Origin of the sequence: Paraburkholderia caffeinitolerans, from assembly GCF_902859945.1 — a bacterium.
Taxonomy (GTDB): domain Bacteria; phylum Pseudomonadota; class Gammaproteobacteria; order Burkholderiales; family Burkholderiaceae; genus Paraburkholderia; species Paraburkholderia caffeinitolerans.
The window spans coordinates 151,838-169,796 of the sequence record NZ_CADIKL010000009.1 but is presented as its reverse complement, the minus strand read 5'-3'; the positions used below and the strand labels follow the sequence as shown (position 1 = coordinate 169,796).

At 62.6% G+C, this 17,959-nt stretch carries 19 protein-coding genes and 3 tRNA genes; 12 read left to right on the top strand and 10 right to left on the bottom strand.

From position 1 onward, the window contains the following. Positions 1–26: 26 nt before the first annotated feature. Both HV773_RS11760 and HV773_RS11755 read right to left on the bottom strand, forming a co-directional pair. Positions 27–1,190: an exonuclease domain-containing protein gene (locus HV773_RS11760; protein WP_129562564.1), complete on the bottom strand. Its 1,164-nt coding sequence runs from the start codon at positions 1,188–1,190 to the stop codon at positions 27–29. Between the two features lie 278 nt (positions 1,191–1,468). Continuing rightward, positions 1,469–1,672 (bottom strand): cold-shock protein, encoded by a 204-nt coding sequence (locus tag HV773_RS11755; RefSeq protein ID WP_035522383.1) that lies wholly within the window; start codon positions 1,670–1,672, stop codon positions 1,469–1,471. Between the two features lie 400 nt (positions 1,673–2,072). Here HV773_RS11755 and HV773_RS11750 point away from each other — a divergent pair, with 400 nt between their 5' ends. Together HV773_RS11750 and HV773_RS11745 are read left to right on the top strand one after the other, a co-directional pair. After that, positions 2,073–2,282, top strand: coding sequence for a hypothetical protein (locus HV773_RS11750; protein ID WP_129562565.1), 210 nt, complete (start codon positions 2,073–2,075; stop codon positions 2,280–2,282). A 548-nt stretch (positions 2,283–2,830) separates the two neighbouring features. Then, entirely contained in the window at positions 2,831–3,979 is a 1,149-nt protein-coding gene (locus tag HV773_RS11745; protein WP_129562566.1) for a porin, read from the top strand. A gap of 83 nt (positions 3,980–4,062) precedes the next feature. Here HV773_RS11745 and greB read toward each other — a convergent pair whose 3' ends face one another. Beyond that, a complete protein-coding gene (greB, locus tag HV773_RS11740; protein ID WP_129562567.1) occupies positions 4,063–4,626 on the bottom strand; it encodes a transcription elongation factor GreB in 564 nt (187 codons plus the stop codon). Positions 4,627–4,801: 175 nt separating this feature from the next. Here greB and HV773_RS11735 point away from each other — a divergent pair. After that, positions 4,802–4,878, top strand: a tRNA-Arg gene (locus tag HV773_RS11735). A 79-nt stretch (positions 4,879–4,957) separates the two neighbouring features. Then, a tRNA-Arg gene (locus HV773_RS11730) sits at positions 4,958–5,034 on the top strand. A gap of 67 nt (positions 5,035–5,101) precedes the next feature. Here the strand turns inward: HV773_RS11730 and HV773_RS11725 are convergent. From HV773_RS11725 to HV773_RS11705, 5 genes are all read right to left on the bottom strand, one after another. Continuing rightward, the gene (locus tag HV773_RS11725) at positions 5,102–5,605 is read right to left on the bottom strand and encodes a phage protein NinX family protein (RefSeq protein ID WP_129562568.1); all 504 of its coding nucleotides are present in this window, start codon (positions 5,603–5,605) and stop codon (positions 5,102–5,104) included. A gap of 96 nt (positions 5,606–5,701) precedes the next feature. Further along, entirely contained in the window at positions 5,702–8,065 is a 2,364-nt protein-coding gene (locus HV773_RS11720; protein WP_129562569.1) for a RelA/SpoT family protein, read from the bottom strand. Positions 8,066–8,184: 119 nt separating this feature from the next. After that, entirely contained in the window at positions 8,185–8,388 is a 204-nt protein-coding gene (gene rpoZ / locus HV773_RS11715; RefSeq protein ID WP_006400783.1) for a DNA-directed RNA polymerase subunit omega, read from the bottom strand. A gap of 40 nt (positions 8,389–8,428) precedes the next feature. After that, a complete protein-coding gene (gmk, locus tag HV773_RS11710; RefSeq protein ID WP_129562570.1) occupies positions 8,429–9,160 on the bottom strand; it encodes a guanylate kinase in 732 nt (243 codons plus the stop codon). Positions 9,161–9,242: 82 nt separating this feature from the next. After that, positions 9,243–10,181: a YicC/YloC family endoribonuclease gene (locus HV773_RS11705; RefSeq protein WP_129562571.1), complete on the bottom strand. Its 939-nt coding sequence runs from the start codon at positions 10,179–10,181 to the stop codon at positions 9,243–9,245. Positions 10,182–10,452: 271 nt separating this feature from the next. Between HV773_RS11705 and rph the strand changes: the two genes are divergently transcribed. From rph to HV773_RS11665, 8 genes are all read left to right on the top strand, one after another. Beyond that, positions 10,453–11,193, top strand: a complete 741-nt coding sequence (rph, locus tag HV773_RS11700; RefSeq protein ID WP_129562572.1) for a ribonuclease PH — start codon at positions 10,453–10,455, stop codon at positions 11,191–11,193. After that, entirely contained in the window at positions 11,186–11,827 is a 642-nt protein-coding gene (gene rdgB / locus HV773_RS11695; protein WP_129562573.1) for an RdgB/HAM1 family non-canonical purine NTP pyrophosphatase, read from the top strand. Before rph ends, rdgB begins: the two co-directional genes overlap by 8 nt. A 44-nt stretch (positions 11,828–11,871) precedes the next feature. Beyond that, the gene (gene hemW, locus HV773_RS11690; protein ID WP_377729053.1) at positions 11,872–13,041 is read left to right on the top strand and encodes a radical SAM family heme chaperone HemW; all 1,170 of its coding nucleotides are present in this window, start codon (positions 11,872–11,874) and stop codon (positions 13,039–13,041) included. A 67-nt stretch (positions 13,042–13,108) separates the two neighbouring features. Beyond that, positions 13,109–13,198, top strand: a tRNA-Ser gene (locus HV773_RS11685). A gap of 239 nt (positions 13,199–13,437) precedes the next feature. Continuing rightward, the gene (locus tag HV773_RS11680; protein WP_129562575.1) at positions 13,438–13,650 is read left to right on the top strand and encodes a hypothetical protein; all 213 of its coding nucleotides are present in this window, start codon (positions 13,438–13,440) and stop codon (positions 13,648–13,650) included. 155 nt (positions 13,651–13,805) lie between these two features. Beyond that, positions 13,806–14,342 carry a TonB C-terminal domain-containing protein gene (locus HV773_RS11675; protein WP_129562576.1) on the top strand — a complete coding sequence of 179 codons (537 nt, stop codon included), beginning with the start codon at positions 13,806–13,808 and terminating at the stop codon, positions 14,340–14,342. A 454-nt stretch (positions 14,343–14,796) separates the two neighbouring features. Then, positions 14,797–16,113: an MFS transporter gene (locus HV773_RS11670; RefSeq protein ID WP_129562577.1), complete on the top strand. Its 1,317-nt coding sequence runs from the start codon at positions 14,797–14,799 to the stop codon at positions 16,111–16,113. A 159-nt stretch (positions 16,114–16,272) separates the two neighbouring features. Beyond that, complete coding sequence (locus HV773_RS11665; RefSeq protein WP_035522328.1) at positions 16,273–16,452, top strand: hypothetical protein; 180 nt, start codon at positions 16,273–16,275, stop codon at positions 16,450–16,452. A gap of 26 nt (positions 16,453–16,478) precedes the next feature. Here HV773_RS11665 and HV773_RS37250 read toward each other — a convergent pair whose 3' ends face one another. Then, entirely contained in the window at positions 16,479–16,604 is a 126-nt protein-coding gene (locus HV773_RS37250; protein WP_280530531.1) for a hypothetical protein, read from the bottom strand. Between the two features lie 294 nt (positions 16,605–16,898). Then, a complete protein-coding gene (gene waaC / locus HV773_RS11660; RefSeq protein WP_129562578.1) occupies positions 16,899–17,906 on the bottom strand; it encodes a lipopolysaccharide heptosyltransferase I in 1,008 nt (335 codons plus the stop codon). Between the last annotated feature and the right edge of the window lie 53 nt (positions 17,907–17,959).

Sequence of the window (17,959 nt, the reverse complement as noted above, 5' to 3'; positions counted from 1 at the left end):
CCATCCGACGTCCGCGTTCAAGCCACTCAGACCGCGTTCGTCAGCCCGTCGGCGACCCGGTCTTGCAAGGGCAACACGCGCAAGCCCTTCTCGAGGCGGCTCTGCAAAATGCGCCACGTCGAAAGTTCGAACGGTGCATCGGCAGCAGCCGAGGCTGCCACAACACTTGCCGCCTGCACCGCACTCGCCACCGCACCGAGATAGCACCAGCGATCGATGACGTGCAAAACGGGCTGCCCCGGCGAGGCATCGTGCTCCTCGACCAGCACGGCGCCGTCGAATGGCCAAGGCGCGTCCGCCGGATCCTGCCTCGATACACGCGGCATGCGGTTGAACGAAGGCCGCAATTGCGCGATCCATCGTGCTTCGACGAAGAGCGCACCCAGCTCCCCGCCGGTCGCCTGCCATTCCACGCGCCGGATCTGCTGCGCCATGCGCTGCTCGCGCGCCGAGCGCCGCTCGCCCGACAAATGCGAACGTACGCGCTGACGCACGCGAACACTGCGGCCGACGTAAAGCGGCACGTCGTTCTCGCCGAAAAATGCGTAGACGCCATGACCGGCCGGCGCGGTATCGATGAGATCGTCGGTGATGTCGCCAGCGAGGCGATGCCGGCGCGTCAGCCGCTCCACCTGTGCAGCGAGCATCTCCTCGGGCACGAGCCTCGGCAAGCGCTGCCAGAACTGCCAAAGCAGATCGGCGTCGGCGAGCGCGCGATGGCGGTCGGCCGGCATGAGCGCGTGGCGCTCCACCAGTGCATCGAGACCGTGGCGCTTCTCAGCCGGAAACAGCGCCCGCGACAGGCGCACCGTGCACAACACATCTGGATTGAACGCAAAACCCGCGCGCTCGAACTCCGCACGCAGAAAACCACGGTCGAAACTGGCGTTATGCGCAATGAAAAGCCGCCCCGAGAGCCGCTCGAACAGCGCGGGCGCGATTTCGGCGAACGTCGGCGCTCCGCGAACCATGGCGTCTGTGATGCCGGTGAGCTGCTGAATAAAGGGGGGGATCGCCTGTTGGGGATCGACCAGCGAACTCCATCGCGTGGCCTGCCCATCCTTCACCTCGACGACCCCAACCTCGGTGATGCGGTGTTCGCCCACCGAACCGCCTGTCGTTTCAAGATCCACGAAAACCAGCGGAACATCGCCGGACGACAGTTCGGCGCTCAAAAGGGTGTCGGACATGGTGAAGCAGCAAGACAAGAATAGGAAAATCGCCCAAGTATGCACCGTTTGGACGAAGTGCGCAGGGTGTTCACGCTGCGGCGACTTTCATGAGGACGCGTTTTAACTTCATTGTTGGCGAAATTTTTGAATTGGGGTTTTCCCGCCAAACAGATGAGTTTCATAAAGACGCACCATATTATTAAGCGCTCTTTACACGCCGAAAATAAAAAAGCCCTGGAAGCACCAGGGCTGTCTGTCGCGGTGAGCAGGCGCGCAGCCCCGCTCACGTGCCGCGCTTACAGGGGCTGAATGTTTGCCGCCTGCTTGCCCTTCGGGCCGACCTTGACTTCAAACGAGACGCGCTGGTTCTCTTTCAGCGACTTGAAGCCGTCCGCACGGATCTCCGAGAAGTGTGCGAACAGGTCGTCGCCGCCGGCGTCGGACGTGATGAAGCCAAAGCCCTTCGCATCATTGAACCATTTGACAATACCGGTTTCCATCTTTCAGTTTCCCTAGAAATAAAATGACGCGGACAATATCCACGCGCCGAACGCCAACTGACTCGCCTCTCTGCATTCCTCAATGGATTTGAAGCTGAAAGGAAATTCAGAATGGTCGTTATACGGGGAACGTCAATCGACCGTCAAGCAAATTTTTTATAACAGCAATCCCATTTCAGTGATAAACCAGCAGGCATCAAAAAGCGCGTAGATTTATATGCATATGAAATGAATTGCCGTGTGCATCATCTTTTTTACTTCTTAATGGAAGAACAGTGTCGAATCGGGGAAAGTTACCCCGATTGTAACAATTCGTGTCAAACGTAAGTGTTTTTACCGGTTGTTCGAGTAATACATTCAATCCATGATGGGTGCCGTTAGCGTGCAATGGGAGGCGACCATGCTGACGGTACTGCGACGTTGGATTCATTGGCTCGTACAGATCGACGGCCCCGACCCGGAAAGCGGAGCAACGGGCGAAGTCGATGCGTACGGATCCTGGCACGGCGACCATTGGCACAACCTGCTGTGTTCCCCTATGGACGCCCGGCACTATGTAATGGAAGACTGGAGCCTGCAGTCGGAACCGCCTGAAGAACCCGCCAGATAGGGGTTCAGCGGGACCACATGGAGCACGGCGCCCGGGAGACTGGGCGCAAAAAAAAGCGCGGCAATGAGCCGCGCCGACAAAGGTTTGGAGATCTTTTTCGTCAACGAAAAAGGCTGCTTCGAAAAGCAGCTATTAAAGTATAGCCGCTGCGCTGTGGGCCCATTCACGCTGTGGCACGCAATCATCTGTTACGCAGGTGGCAATAATCGCGACTGACTGGCATTTGCGTTGTTTTTCACTATCAATTGGTGTAGCGATCGCACAACGCCATTTGGTTGACACCCCACCCCCGCAGACCTGAATCCCGCTGAAAGTCCCAACCAGCAAGGCTTAACGCGAGCCCCCATTATCATTTCCGATTTCGCAATACTTTATTGCGCAAATCGGAATGCCTCCTATCCGAACACCCTCTCTACACTCTGCCTGTCCGGAAACCGACTTCGACGGATTAACGCGCCACGCGAGTATTGCCTCTCGCTGCTCATCGCGTGGACGGTTTCCCAAACAGGGTTCAACGAAACCCATCTCTGTTCTCGGAGTTTACAAAGATGAAAAAGACTCTCATGGTCGCTGCCCTCACGGGCGTTTTTGCAACGGCTGCGCACGCGCAAAGCAGCGTTACGCTGTACGGCCTGATCGACGCCGGCATCACCTACACGAACAACCAGGGCGGCCACAGCGCCTGGCAAGCAACGAGCGGCACGGTCAACGGCAGCCGTTGGGGCCTGCGCGGTGCTGAAGACCTCGGTGGCGGCCTGAAGGCTATCTTCACGTTGGAAAACGGCTTCAACATCATGAACGGCACGGCTGGTCAGTCGGGCCGCATGTTCGGTCGTCAAGCGTTCGTCGGTCTGGCAAGCGACCAGTTCGGCGCGGTCACCCTCGGTCGCCAGTACGACTCCGTGGTCGACTACCTTGCTCCGCTGTCGAACACCGGCACGCAATACGGCGGCACGATCGCAGCGCACCCGTATGACAACGACAACCTGAACAACTCGGTTCGTCTGAACAACACGATCAAGTACTCGAGCGTGAACTACGCTGGCTTCAAGTTCGGCGGCACGTACTCGTTCTCGAACAGCAGCGAATTCGCAAACAACCGCGCATACAGCGTTGGTGCGTCGTACAACTGGGGTGGCCTGAACGTTGCAGCCGGCTACCTGCACATGAACAACGACATCAACAACTTCCAACTGGGCGTTGGCAACTCGGGCGCACAGACGGGTGAGTACACGTTCGCAGCAGGCCGTCAAAGCACGTTCGGCGGCGGCGTGAACTACACGTTCGGCCCGGCAACGGCTGGCTTCGTCTACACGCAAACGCAACTGGGCAACGCGTATGGCATCTCGGCTGCCAAGTCGGGTGTTGCTGGCGGCATCGCACTCGCCGGCGACAGCGCACGCTTCCAGAACTTCGAAGGCAATGTCCGTTACGCTCTGACCCCGGCTCTGAGCCTGGCTGGCGCGTACACGTACACCCGCGCGAACTTCGGCGGCGGCGTGAACCCGAACTACAACACGGTCGCACTGCAGTCGGACTACGCACTGTCGAAGCGCACGGACGTCTACCTGCAAGGCGACTGGCAACACGTGTCGTCGAACCAGGCAGGTATCGGCGCTTACCTGAACGGTCTGGGTTCGGCTTCGTCGACGAAAGACCAGGTTGCTGTGACGGTTGGTATGCGTCACCGCTTCTAAGCAGCACCCCGCAGGCCTCACCGGCCTGCTGTGCAGCTGAAAAGGCGCCCTTGCGGCGCCTTTTTTCATTTCTGAGCGAAGCTTTACGATCCCGGCGCGGGATAGCGCACGTCCAGCACGTCGACCGGCTCTGGCCCGGCGGGCGTGTACAGCGTCACCTGGTCGCCGATCCGTGCCTTCAGGAGCGCGCGCGCAATCGGCGAAACCCAGCTCACGTGGCCATGGTCGAGATCGACCTCGTCGATGCCCACAATCGTGACCGTATGTGATTCGCCGTCCTCGGTGCCGTAATCGACGGTCGCGCCGAAGAACACCTGATCCACGCTTTCCTGGCGGCTGCTGTCCACGACCTCGGCCAGATCGAGCCGCTTGGTCAAAAAGCGAATGCGCCGGTCGATTTCGCGCAGCCTGCGCTTGCCGTAGATGTAATCGCCATTCTCCGAGCGGTCGCCGTTCGAAGCGGCCCACGACACGAGCTTGACCACTTCGGGCCGCGCCTCGTCGATCAGATGCAGCAGCTCACTGCGCATGCGCTCGTAGCCCGCGGGCGTGATGTAGTTCTTGGTCCCGGCAGGAATTTCGGGATGACCGGCTTCGAGATCGTCGTCGTCGTTGTCGGTCGATTCTTTGACAAAAGCCTTGTTCATGATGGTTCGGTTCGCTACAACGTTGCTTGCGGCTTCAAGCTCGACTGTGGGCTCAACTGGGACCCCACTTTGGACCTGCGCCCCTCCTCTCAGGTTACACGAAGCACGCCCACGAACAAATCGCGATAAGGGCCTTCCCTTTTTTGAAAACGTTGCTATAATCTCACTTCTGCGTGCGGCTGTAGCTCAGTTGGATAGAGTACTTGGCTACGAACCAAGGGGTCGTGGGTTCGAATCCTGCCAGCCGCGCCAACTTTTCAGAGTTTTGTCCAAGCTTTATCGGCGCAAATCTCAAGCAGTACACTGCAGTAAGTAGTATCGTTTTTAGCGTGCGGCTGTAGCTCAGTTGGATAGAGTACTTGGCTACGAACCAAGGGGTCGTGGGTTCGAATCCTGCCAGCCGCGCCACCTCTCGAAAGGCCTTCCTGATTCAGGAAGGCCTTTTGTTTTTGTGCCTTGCTTTTGGAACGTCGATTCAGCGCGGGGCCGTGCCAATATCGCCGATCTGCGCATCCGGGCGCGGCAAGTCCTCCACGTCGCCGATGGCACTCGGCGCCCCCACTAGCGCCATACCCACGCCCAGCACGGCCTGGGGCCGACGCAACACCTCTTCCACCGTGTCACCAAAACGGCTCTTCACGAACGCGCGTAGCAAGGCTTCACGCGTCGTGGCGCCGTGCGCTTCGACTTTGCCTTTGCGATCACTGCCCTCGAACTGCGCCACGCAGCGCGCCGGCCCATCGGTCTGGGGTGCGCTCGATTCGCTCAACTCAACGCACCGGGCGCGATCGAGCACCACGCCAGCGGCCTCCCACGACGTGGATGGCTCGAAGCGCCCGTCCCAAGGCCGGCCGCGGTCGCTGCCGCGCACCGCGACGGTTTCGCCGCTGTCCGTGAAATAGATCTCCCGCACGAAGTCCGGCAGGCTGCGCGCCACCCAGTAATCGAGCGCGAGGCCGGTCAAGTCAGCTACGTTCATTGCTTGCCTCGTTTCCGGTTGAAACAGCGCGGCGCAGGCCGCGTCGGGCACGAGGTGTGATGCAGGCAGCAACCCGCTCAGGGGCCGCCAGCGCCGTCAATAATCGGCGCGCTCGCGCTCGATGCGCATGCCACCCTCGTGGCGATGGTGCCCTTCGTCGCTGGGACGCTCGCGCGTGATGCGCATGACGTCCGGATTCGTGCGCACGCGGCGCATGACGTTCGCGAGGTGCACGCGGTCGCTCACCTGGATCACGAAGCGCAGCAGGTTCGACTCCTGCGCGAGGTCGTCGTCCATGGCGATGTGCACGATGTTGGCGTCGGCGGACGTAATGTCGGCGGCCACGCGGGCGAATACGCCCTTCGTGTTCTTTACGAGCACCTTCACGGCGACATCGAAGAGACGCCCTGGCTGCGGCGCCCACGCCACGTCGATCCAGCGGCCCGGATCGCGCCGGTGAATGCGCTGCGCCACGCGGCAGTCGGTGGTGTGAATCGCCATGCCAAGGCCGATGCCGATATAGCCCATGATGTCGTCGCCCGGGATCGGGCGGCAGCAGGCCGAAAGCTGCACCGACATGCCCTCGGTGCCGGTAATGACCACGGGCGGTGCTTGCGGCGCGTTTGCGTCGCGCTGCGGATGCGGATGATCGTCGTCGGCGTCCTGACCGCTGATCAGCACTTCGATGCGCTTGGCCATGACCGCCGCCACGCGCCGGCCGAGGCCGATATCCGCGAAGATCTCCTGGCGATTTTTGTTGCCGGTCCACTGGACCAGCCTCTCCCACACTTCCGGCGTGACATCCGCAAGCTGGTAACCATAGCCCTTGAGCGCCTGATCGACGAGGCGCTCGCCAAGCTGCACCGACTCCGTGAGCCGCATCGTCTTCAGATAGTGACGGATGGCCGAGCGCGCCTTGCCGGTGCGCACGAAACCGAGCCACGCGGGATTCGGCTTCGAATACGGCGCGGTGATCACTTCGACGATGTCGCCGCTCTTCAATTCGGTACGCAGCGGCAGCAGTTCGTTGTTGATCTTCACGGCGACACACTGGTTGCCCAGGTCGCTGTGGATCGAATACGCGAAGTCGAGCGCCGTGGCGCCGCGCGGCAGCGCCATGATCTTCGACTTCGGCGTGAACACGTAGACGGCGTCCGGGAACAAGTCGATCTTGACGTGCTCGAGGAACTCGCTGGAGTCGCCGACCTCGCTCTGAATATCGAGCAGCGACTTGAGCCACTGATGCGCGCGCTTCTGGACATCGTTAAGATCGGCGCTGCCGTTCTTGTAGAGCCAGTGCGCCGCCACCCCTGCTTCGGCAACCTCGTGCATTTTGCGAGTACGCACCTGGAACTCGATGGGCGCACCGAACGGGCCTACCAGCGTGGTGTGCAGCGACTGGTAGCCGTTCACCTTCGGAATGGCGATGTAGTCCTTGAACTTGCCCGGCACGGGCTTATAGAGCGCATGCAGCGCGCCAATGCCGGTGTAGCACTCGAGCGGCGACTCGACCACCACGCGAAAACCATACACGTCGAGCACCTGCGAGAACGACAGTTGCTTGTCGCGCATCTTCTTGTAGATGCTGAAGATGGTTTTCTCGCGGCCGGTGACTTCAGCATCGAGCTTCGCATCGGCGATCGCGCGCTGCACCGATTCCAGAATCTTGCTCACCACCTCGCGGCGATTGCCGCGCGCGGCCTTCACCGCTTTTTCGAGCGTGGCGTAGCGATTCGGATTGAAGTTCGCGAAGCTCAGATCCTGCAGCTCGCGATAGGTGTTGTTCAGGCCGAGGCGGTGCGCGATGGGCGCATAGATGTCGATGGTCTCGCGCGCCACGCGGCGGCGCTTCTCGGGCGGCACTGCGCCGAGCGTGCGCATGTTGTGCAGGCGGTCGGCGAGCTTCACGAGAATCACGCGCACGTCGCGCGCCATCGCGAGCAGCATCTTGCGGAAGTTTTCCGCCTGCGCTTCCTCGCGATTGCGAAACTCCATCTTGTCGAGTTTCGACAGGCCGTCGACCAGTTCCGCAACCTTCGCGCCGAAGCGCTCGGCGAGCTCGGCCTTGGTCACGCCCTGGTCTTCCATCACGTCGTGCAGCAGCGCTGCCTGGATCGACTGGGCGTCGAGCTTCCAGCCGGCGCAGATTTCCGCGACGGCGACGGGATGGGTGATATAGGGTTCGCCACTCTGACGATATTGCCCGAGGTGGGCTTCATCGCTGAAGTGAAACGCCGCTTTGACTTCCTTGATTTCCTCGGGCGTGAGGTAACCGGAAAGCGCTGCGGTCAGATTGGCGATGGAAACGACACCGTGCTTGCGAGGCTGCTCCGGTGTGGCGGTCGGCCCGAACAGATGACGAAACGACTGTTCGAGGACCGCGTCGATGTAATTGCGCGCAGGGCTGGCAGTCTCGGCTTCCTGGTCCACCTCGGTGGCCGGCGAGGGCGTGGTGCTCATGTTCCCCTCCGTATCAGGTCTGGCGTTGACGGTTTGCGCACATTGCCCGGCGCGAATTACATGACGAATGGGTACTACAGTGTACTGCGTTGTACCAGGTACAACCGTGCGGCACGCCGTTAGACGGGCACCTTTTTCAGCATTTCCAGACCGACCTGGCCAGCCGCGATCTCGCGCAGCGCGACGACCGTAGGCTTGTCGCGGCTTTCGATCTTCGGCGTGTGGCCTTGGGCGAGCTGGCGTGCGCGATACGTTGCAGCGAGTGCCAGTTCGAAGCGATTCGGAATTTGTTTCAGACAGTCTTCGACGGTGATGCGGGCCATGTCGGGTTCCTTCCCATTCTCAGCAGGTTCTTATTCTACCTTATGTGCCCGATGCGCCGGGCTGCGGCTGGTGGATACCGAGCTGCACGAAGAGCTCAGTATGTCGCGCGTATTGCGACGTGAAGCGCAGACGCGTTGCGCTCACAATGTTGCGCAACTCCTGCAGCGCACGATCGAAGTTCTCGTTGATCACGACGTACTCCGCTTCGCTCGCGTGCGCCATTTCGCTACCCGCTGCAAGCAGGCGTCGCGTGATGACATTGGGCTCGTCTTCACCGCGCTTTTTCAGGCGCTCAGCGAGCGCGTCGAGCGACGGCGGCAGGATGAAAATTTCCACGGCATTGCGAAAGCGCTTCTTCACCTGTTGCGCGCCTTGCCAATCGATTTCGAGCAGCACGTCATGGCCGATTTTCATCTGATCTTCGATCCACACGCGCGACGTGGCGTAGTAGTTGCCATGCACTTCCGCGCTTTCGAGAAACTCGTCCTCAGCGTGACGCGAGAGAAAATCGTCGACGGTCGTGAAGTGATAGTGCTCGCCGTCGCGCTCCTTCGAGCGCGGTGCGCGCGTCGTGTACGAGATCGACAAACGGATCGCGCTGTCTTCGGCGAGCAGTGCGTTCACGAGCGTGGATTTGCCCGCGCCCGACGGCGCCACCACCATGAAAAGATTGCCCGGATAGACGCCCGCGTACGGATTGCGCGGTTTCGCTTCGGCCTTGCCGCCGCTATGGCTGCTGTGGCCGATGTGACTACTGGACTGGTCGGTCATGTTCGTTGCTTCCTGAATGGCTATTGAGTTGCTACCTTTGCCGCGTTGTCTTGAGTTTCCATAAACGCGCGACACGCCATGTTTATTCGAGGTTCTGCACCTGCTCGCGCATCTGCTCGATGAGCAGCTTGAGCGTCATCGAGGCATCGGCGAGTTCCTTCGCTGCCGCCTTCGAGCCAAGCGTATTCGCTTCGCGATTGAGCTCCTGCATCATGAAGTCCAGACGCTTGCCCACGCGGCCGCCCTTCTCGATCACATGACGCGTTTCAGTCAGATGCGCGGTGAGGCGCGAAAGCTCCTCGGCGATGTCGATGCGGATGCCGTACATCGTCACTTCCTGGCGGATGCGCTCGGAGATTTCCTCACGCGTAACATTGCCGATCGTGCCGTTGCCGTTCGCGCTTTCGGGCGCGGCAATGCCAAACGCTTCCTGCAAGCGCTCGACGATCTTCTGCTGATGCTTGACGATCAAGTCCGGCACGAGCGGCGTGATCTTCGCCACGATCGACTCCATTTCCGTGACGTTCGCGAGCAGCATGTTGGCGAGTTGCGCGCCTTCGCGCGCGCGCACGTCGATCAGGTCGGCGATGGCTTGCTTGCCGCAGCCGAGCACCGCGTCGCGCAGCACTTCGGGCGCCACGCCGCTTTCCGCCAACACGCCCGGCCAGCGCAGGATCTCGCCGGTGCGCAGACGGCCCGACTCGGGAAACGCTTCGAGCACGGCGCGCTCGAGCGTCGCGAGCTGTTCGAGCGCATCGCGATCGAGCGCGCCCGCGCTGGCAGCCTGTTCGCTGCGCTGAATGTTGATGCGGATATCGACCTTGCCGCGCGAGAGCTTGGTCATCAACATTTCGCGCAGCGTGGGCTCGCACACGCGCACGTCTTCGGGCATGCGGAAATTCAGGTCGAGAAAACGCGAATTCACGGTGCGCAGTTCGACGGAAACACTGGCGCCGCCCGTGCCCGATGCCGCTACGAGTTCGCGCGTGGCGCTGGCATAGCCGGTCATGCTGTAAATCATGGTTCGTCTCGCGATAGAGCCATGGCCGCGCCTCGTGAAAAGCGCGGGTCACGACAAGAGGAATCGAGGCGCCCGGCGTGGTTTCGTGCTGGCTGTCTGCTGGCAATAACGCGCGGGGCGGAGAACCCCTATTATCCCATTTTTGGCAACGCCACCGCCGCGCGCGGCAGGCACCACGCCCGGTCCGTGGTGCACACCCATCGCCCGCCGTGCGAAGACGGTAAAATTACGGTTTCCCCTTCCTGTTTCGTGCCCTCGCGCACGCCCGACGATGACCCAATCCATCCAGCGCCCCTCCGGCCGCACCGCCGACCAGCTTCGCGACGTCCGCATCACCCGCCATTACACGAAGCACGCCGAAGGTTCGGTCCTGGTCGAATTCGGCGACACCAAGGTGCTGTGCACCGCGAGCGTTTCCGAGAGCGTGCCGCCGTTCCTGCGCGACAAGGGACAGGGCTGGCTCACCGCCGAATACGGCATGCTGCCGCGCGCCACGCATACGCGCAGCGACCGCGAAGCCGCGCGCGGCAAGCAGACCGGCCGCACCCAGGAAATTCAGCGCCTGATCGGCCGTGCGATGCGCGCCGTGTTCGACCTCGAGTTGCTAGGCACGCGCACCATCAATCTCGACTGCGACGTGCTGCAAGCCGATGGCGGCACGCGCACGGCCAGCATCACCGGCGCGTTCGTGGCGGCGCACGACGCAGTCACGAAACTGCTCGCGACGGGCCGCATCGAGCGCTCGCCGATCACCGACTACGTTGCTGCGATCTCGGTGGGCATCTACGAAGGCGTGCCGGTACTCGATCTCGACTACGCCGAAGACTCGCAGTGCGACACCGACATGAACGTCGTGATGACCGGCTCCGGCGGCATGGTCGAAGTGCAAGGCACCGCCGAGGGCGCAGCGTTCTCGCGCGCCGAATTGAATGCGCTGCTGGATCTCGCTCAAGGCGGCATCGCCTCGCTGATCGAAAAGCAGAAGGCCGCGCTGGAGATCGCGCATGGCTAATTCGCCGGATACGGCCGCGCCGGGCGTCGCTACGCTTTCGCGCGTCGTGCTCGCCTCGAACAACGCGGGCAAGCTGCGCGAGTTTGCGGCGCTGCTGGGCGCAGCAGGCCTCGAACTCGTGCCGCAAGGCGCGCTGAACGTGCCCGAAGCCGACGAGCCGCACGTCACGTTCGTCGAGAACGCGCTCGCCAAGGCGCGCCATGCTGCGAAGCTCACGGGCCTGCCCGCCCTCGCCGACGACTCGGGCCTGTGCGTGCCTGCATTGCGCGGCGCGCCGGGCGTCTATTCGGCGCGCTACGCGCAGCTTGCAGGCCGCGAGAAGAGCGACGCTGCGAACAACGCGCTGCTCGTCGAAAACCTCAAGGCACATGCCGATCACCGCGCCTACTACTACTGCGTGCTCGCGCTCGTGCGCCACGCCGACGACCCGGAACCGCTGATCGCGGAAGGCCGCTGGCACGGTGTCGTGCTCGACGCGCCGCGCGGCGAGAACGGCTTCGGCTACGACCCGTACTTCTACCTTCCCGGACTCGAAGCCACGGCCGCCGAACTCGATCCCGCGTTGAAAAACGCATCAAGCCATCGCGCTATCGCCTTGCGGCAACTGCTCGCGCGGCTGGAGGAGCTAGCGTGAGCCAGCAGCATCGCACCGGCATCGACGTGGTCCAGTCGTTCACGATGCCTGGCAGCATCCGCCTGACTTCGCTGCCGCCGCTATCGCTTTACGTGCATTTCCCGTGGTGCGTGCGCAAATGCCCGTACTGCGATTTCAACTCGCACGAATGGAAAGGCGAGCGCTTTCCCGAAGACGACTATCTCGACGCGCTGCGCGCCGACCTCGAACAGGCGCTGCCGCTCGTATGGGGCCGCCAGGTGCATACGGTGTTCATCGGCGGGGGCACGCCCAGCCTGCTCTCGGCGGCGGGGCTCGATCGCCTGCTCTCCGACGTGCGCGCGCTGCTGCCGCTCGACGCCGACGCCGAAATCACGCTCGAAGCGAACCCCGGCACCTTCGAAGCCGCGAAGTTCGCGCAGTTTCGCGCGAGCGGCGTGAACCGCCTTTCGGTAGGCATCCAGAGCTTCAACGAAGCACATCTGAAAGCGCTCGGGCGCATTCACGACGCGGCGCAGGCGCGTCATGCCGTCGAGGTTGCGGCAAACACGTTCGACAATTTCAATCTCGACCTGATGTTCGCGCTGCCGCAGCAGACGCTGGCCGAATGCCAGGCCGATATCGAAATGGCGCTCTCGTTCGCGCCGCCGCATTTGTCGCTCTATCACCTCACGCTGGAGCCGAACACGCTGTTCGCGAAGTTCCCGCCCGAAGTGCCCGACGACGACCTGTCGGCCGACATGCAAGAGTGGATCCACGCGCGCACGGCCGAGGCCGGCTATGGCCGCTACGAAGTGTCGGCCTATGCGCAGCCGAACCGGCAGAGCCGCCACAACCTCAACTACTGGCGTTTCGGCGATTATTTGGGCATTGGTGCGGGCGCGCACTCGAAGCTCTCGTTCCCGAACCGCATCGTGCGACAGGTACGCTACAAGCATCCGGCGACGTTCATCGAAGAAGCGCGCGCGGGCAAGCCGATCCAGGAAGAGCACGAAGTGAGCGCGCGCGATCTGCCGTTCGAATTCATGCTCAATGCGCTGCGGCTCGTGGAGGGCTTCCCGGTGCATCGCTTCATGGAACGCACCGGACTGCCGATCACGAGGATCGAGCCGGCGCTGCAGGAGGCGGAAAAGCGCGGCCTGATCCTGCGCGACTACGAGAAGATCGTGCCCACGGAGCTGGGTCAGCGGTTTCTCAACGATCTGCAGGAGCTGTTTCTCAAAGAGTCCGCCTGAAGCTCATATCGAGATGGCTGGGGGGACTGCCGGCGCGCCCGTGTTTCGGGTTACAATGCGCGGCTCCGGAGGTGTGGCAGAGTGGTTGAATGCACCGGTCTTGAAAACCGGCGAAGGGGTAACCCTTCCGTGAGTTCGAATCTCACCGCCTCCGCCAGCGGACTCTCCCGCCCCTTCCCGCCTTACCTCTTCCCCCTGAAATCCCTCATCCAAGACCCTTGGCTCATGCCACGAGCACGTCTTGACGGCGCACAACGCCTGCAGCCGGAAGCAACTTGATTAAACTTAAGGGTCGCATGCGTATATCGCTGCCATATACCATGCCACCTATACGGCAGATATCTAGGTGAAAACCCTAGTGGTGCTGTACAATCCTGCTCATTGAGAGGATTAATCATGTCGCACCGTTTCCAACTGCTTGAAAAATTCGCATTTTCGATCGTCGTCCTGTTTGCCGTGACCTGCTCGAGCTACATCGCCTGGGAAAGCTCGCCGGACCTGCGCGCCAACGTTGCGGTCGGCAAGGAACTCTTCCTGAAGAGCGGCCAGTACTCGTACGCCTGCGCCACTGTCTCCGGCGACCCGTGCGCACAGTACCCCGTCGAATAAGCGTTCGCCCCGTTTTCCCCGCTGTCTGCCTCGCGCTGCCTTGCTCAAGGCGGCCTTGAACGCACCACCGGATACGCCACGCGGGTGACTGCGGATTGAAACCCCGCTCGTTTCGACTAAGCTCGAATCTGGTTTCGCATCCGAGCCTGCTCGCCATGCTCATCCGCGTCCGCCCGCGCAACGGCCTTTCAGCCGTGAGCGCCGCCAGCCGCAGACCCGCTCTCGCGCGCCTGCTGCAATACTTTGGCTCATCCTTGCTGCTCGCGTTCGCGAGCGCCTGCACGATCACACCCGCGACTCGCCCGGCACTGGTCATCCCGCCCCAGGCGATCAACAGCGCGGCGCTCGACGAATATCGCACCGCGGTCGCAAAGCGCATCGTCGAACGCAACCCGTCCCGTGTGCTGCACGGTACGCCGCAGGCGATGCTGCGCTCGCTCGTGGTCGTCTCGTTCACGGTCAATCGCGACGGGCAGATCGTGAAGTCGTCGGTCTATCGCACCAATGGCGACTACGATTCCGAAGCCACCGCGCTCGTCACGCTGCGCCACTCGGCGCCGTTGCCGCCGCCGCCGGCGCACCTGCTCAACTCGATCGGCCAGCTCGAACTATTCGAAGACTGGCTCTTCAACGACGACGGCAAATTCCAGTTACGCACGCTCGCCTCGCCGCAGGCCCAGAACCTCAACTGACCCCCGCGGACGCCAATCGCCTTGCGGGAGTCTTGCTGCGCCTTGCGAACGGTCGTTATAATTTTTCGCTATCCCCCGCCCGGCCTTTGCCCGGCCAGACGCATTGTCTGGCGCCACCCGCGCCACTCCAATGCGCCCTCCGACCGCCGCACGGGCACGTCTCGTGGCCGTTTGCGCTTATCCGCGCGCCCGGTCGGCCCCCGCTTCGTGCACACACCCGGCGCCGCACGATGCATACTGCTAGATCGTTGCCTGCGCAAGGATGGCGCCAACGCATCCGCCAATGGCAAAGCGCTGGTGCCCGCTGGTGCCTTGAGTCCGCTCAGCCACGTCGCCAGCCTGCCAGGCTTCGAGCTCTGAATAAAAGACGCCTGCGCCGCGCCTTGCGCCTCGCGCGCCAGAACGCGCAAGGCGCGCTTCACACATAGACAGCACAACGACTGGAGACCCATCGATGTCCACCTCTCCCATTTCGCCCGCGAGCGCCGATCAGGCCGACGCGGCGAAGCAGCAAAGCGCCGCGCGCGTGATTTTCGCGAGCTTTATCGGCACCGCAATCGAGTTCTACGATTTCTATGTGTACGCAACGGCCGCCGCGCTCGTGATCGGCCCCGTGTTCTTCCCGCACGGCTCGGCCACGGCCCAGGCGCTCTCCGCGTTCGTAACATTCGGCATCGCGTTCGTCGCGCGACCGATCGGCTCGTTCATCTTCGGCCACTTCGGCGACCGCATTGGCCGCAAATCGACGCTCGTCGCTTCGCTGCTTGTGATGGGTCTGTCCACCACGCTGATCGGCTTCGTGCCCGGCTACGACTCGATCGGCAGCCTCGCACCGATCCTGCTGTGCGTGCTGCGCTTCGGCCAGGGCATCGGTCTCGGCGGCGAATGGGGCGGCGCTGCGCTGCTCGCGACCGAATACGCGCCAGAGGGCAAGCGCGGCTGGTTCGGCATGTTCCCGCAACTCGGGCCCTCGGTGGGCTTTCTGGCATCGAACGGCCTGTTCTTCGGCCTCGCCTCCACGCTCTCCGACCAGCAGTTTCGCGACTGGGGCTGGCGCGTGCCGTTCATCGTCTCGGCGGTGCTCGTCGGGCTGGGTCTCTATGTGCGCCTGAAGATCGCCGAAACGCCGGCGTTCAAGGCCGCCATCGAGCGCGACGAGCGCGTGCGCGTGCCGGTCGCCGCGCTGCTTTCGAAGCACTGGTGGCCGACGCTGCTCGGCGCGCTCGCGATGGTGGTTTGCTACACGCTGTTCTATAACGCCACCGTGTTCTCGCTCTCGCACGGCGTGAGCGCCCTGCATATCCCGCGCCCGACCTTCCTGGGCATGCTGTGCATTGCGGTGGTGTTCATGGGCATCGCTACGCCAATCTCGGCCTGGCTGTCCGACCGCTTCGGCCGCAAGCCGGTGCTGATCGTTGGCTGCATCGCCGCGATCCTTTCGGGCTTCACGATGCAGCCGCTGCTCGGCAGCGGCTCGCTGCCGCTCGTGCTGCTGTTCCTCGTAATCGAGTTGTTCCTGATGGGCGCCACCTTCGCGCCGATGGGCGCGCTTCTACCCGAACTCTTCCCCACCAGCGTGCGTTACACGGGCGCGGGCGTCGCGTACAACCTGGGCGGCATCCTGGGCGCGTCGGTGGCGCCGTATATCGCGCAGGTGCTCGCCGCGCGCGGCGGCCTCTCGTGGGTCGGCGCCTATGTGTCGATCGCCGCATGCGTGAGCCTGTTCGGCGTGCTGTGCATGCGCGAAACACGTCATACGTCATTGACCTGATCCAGTGCGCTGATTCACGGTCCCGACTCACAGCGCACCGGCAACAAAAAAGCGGAGTCCGCGCAAACGCGGATTCCGCTTTTTTTATTCGCCAGCGACACTGGCGTGCCTATACTCGATTCAACGAGGTCCGCGTCTGTCTGCGGGGGGAGATCAACCATGAACCTGCATCTGAGCAACGCCGATATCGTGCTGATGATCGCGCTCGCGCTAGGAATCTCACTCGTCCTGGCCTTCCGCCTGCGCACGGCGACCTGGCGTTCAGTCGTACTGGAAGCGCTGGTTGCCAACGCCGCGGCGATCGCAGCGGTGGTCGCGGTCGAGCTGCTGCTCGCCTGAACACACCGCCACGCTCGGCACGAGTCTCATCGATAGTAATAGCCGTGGTGGTAGCCGCCGCCGTAATAGCCACCCGCCGGCACCACGACGCACCCGCCCAGCGTCGCTGCGAGCAATGCACCTGCAATCAAGGTACGCGTCAATCGTTTCACTTCGTTCTCCCATCGAGTCAATGTCCGTTGTCCTGCGTGGCCCTTGTGGGCTGCGGACGCTTTCGATTGAACACGACGGCGAACGTCTGAGGCGTTGCAATTTGTAAGAAGCGGTATGGCGTGTGTTACAGCCCGCGCAACGGCTCGCGGGCGCACGCGCTGTCAGCGCCGCGTACCGCAGGCAACGGCGACACTTTTAACAACTATGTAATGAGAAACGGCGGAGAAACGGCGGAGAAACGGCGGACAAACGGCGCCGCAGAACCCAACGCCGTGAAAACCGTGCGTCATTTATCACGCCGCGGTTGCGAGCGGCCCTTTCGATGTATCGTCGCCGTTACGCGCGGGATAAACGCGATCGACAGCATCGAGCGCGACCGCGACCGGCGGCACGTGATGTCCATCGCCGACCGAAATCGAACGGTTCGGTGCACGCACGCCAAGATGCTCGGCGTCGGTCGCCACGAAAATCATGACGGTCGGCTTGAGCAGCGCGTGGCCGAGATGCACGAAGCCCGTGTCGGTGCCAACCACGAGCGAGCAGTCTTCGATGCGCTGCGCGACTTGTGAAACCGTGAGACGCGGCAGCACCGTGGCGCCCGGCACGAGCGCGGCGATCTCGCGCGCCGTGGCGTGCTCGGCATCCGAACCCCACGGCAATTCGATGCGCAGGCCGCGCGCAATGAGTGCGTGGCACAGCTCGCCCCAATGCTCCACGGGCCACTTCTTCTCTTCCTTCGAAGTGGCGTGGAAGATCAGCACGGTAGGCGCATCGGGCGCAGGAAGCGCCGTGCCGTCGCGCGGAATGCGCATCTGGAAATCAGGTGGCGTGTCGATCTTGTAGCCCAGCGCCTCGCCCGTGCTGATGCGCATGCCCAGCCACGCATCGCACTTCGGGCGCGGGCCGAAGCGGCCGTTGTAGGCGAAGGCCGCGCCGCGCTCGCCGAGATCCTGGGCGAGGTAGCCGAAGCGCCGCCGCCCGCGCGCGATGAACGCGATGATCGCGCTCTTGTAGACACCATGGATATCGATGATTGCGTCGTAGCGCTCGGCGCGCAACTCGGCGATCGATTCCCAGATCGCCTTCAAGTCGCTCCAGCGACGCGATTTCTTGAAACGGCGCAGCGGGGCGCAGAACACGCGGTCGACGCCGGCGTTCCAGCGCACGATATCGGCAAATGCCTCGTCGGAGGCCCAGTCGACCTTCACGCCGGGGAATGCGCGTTGCACGTCGGCCACGACCGGAAGCGCTTCGACGATATCGCCGAGCGAAGTCACTTTGACAATCAAAACTCGTTTCATTGTGCTGCGAACCTGCGAGGTCCGATTTCCATGATTTGCCTGAATTTTTCCCG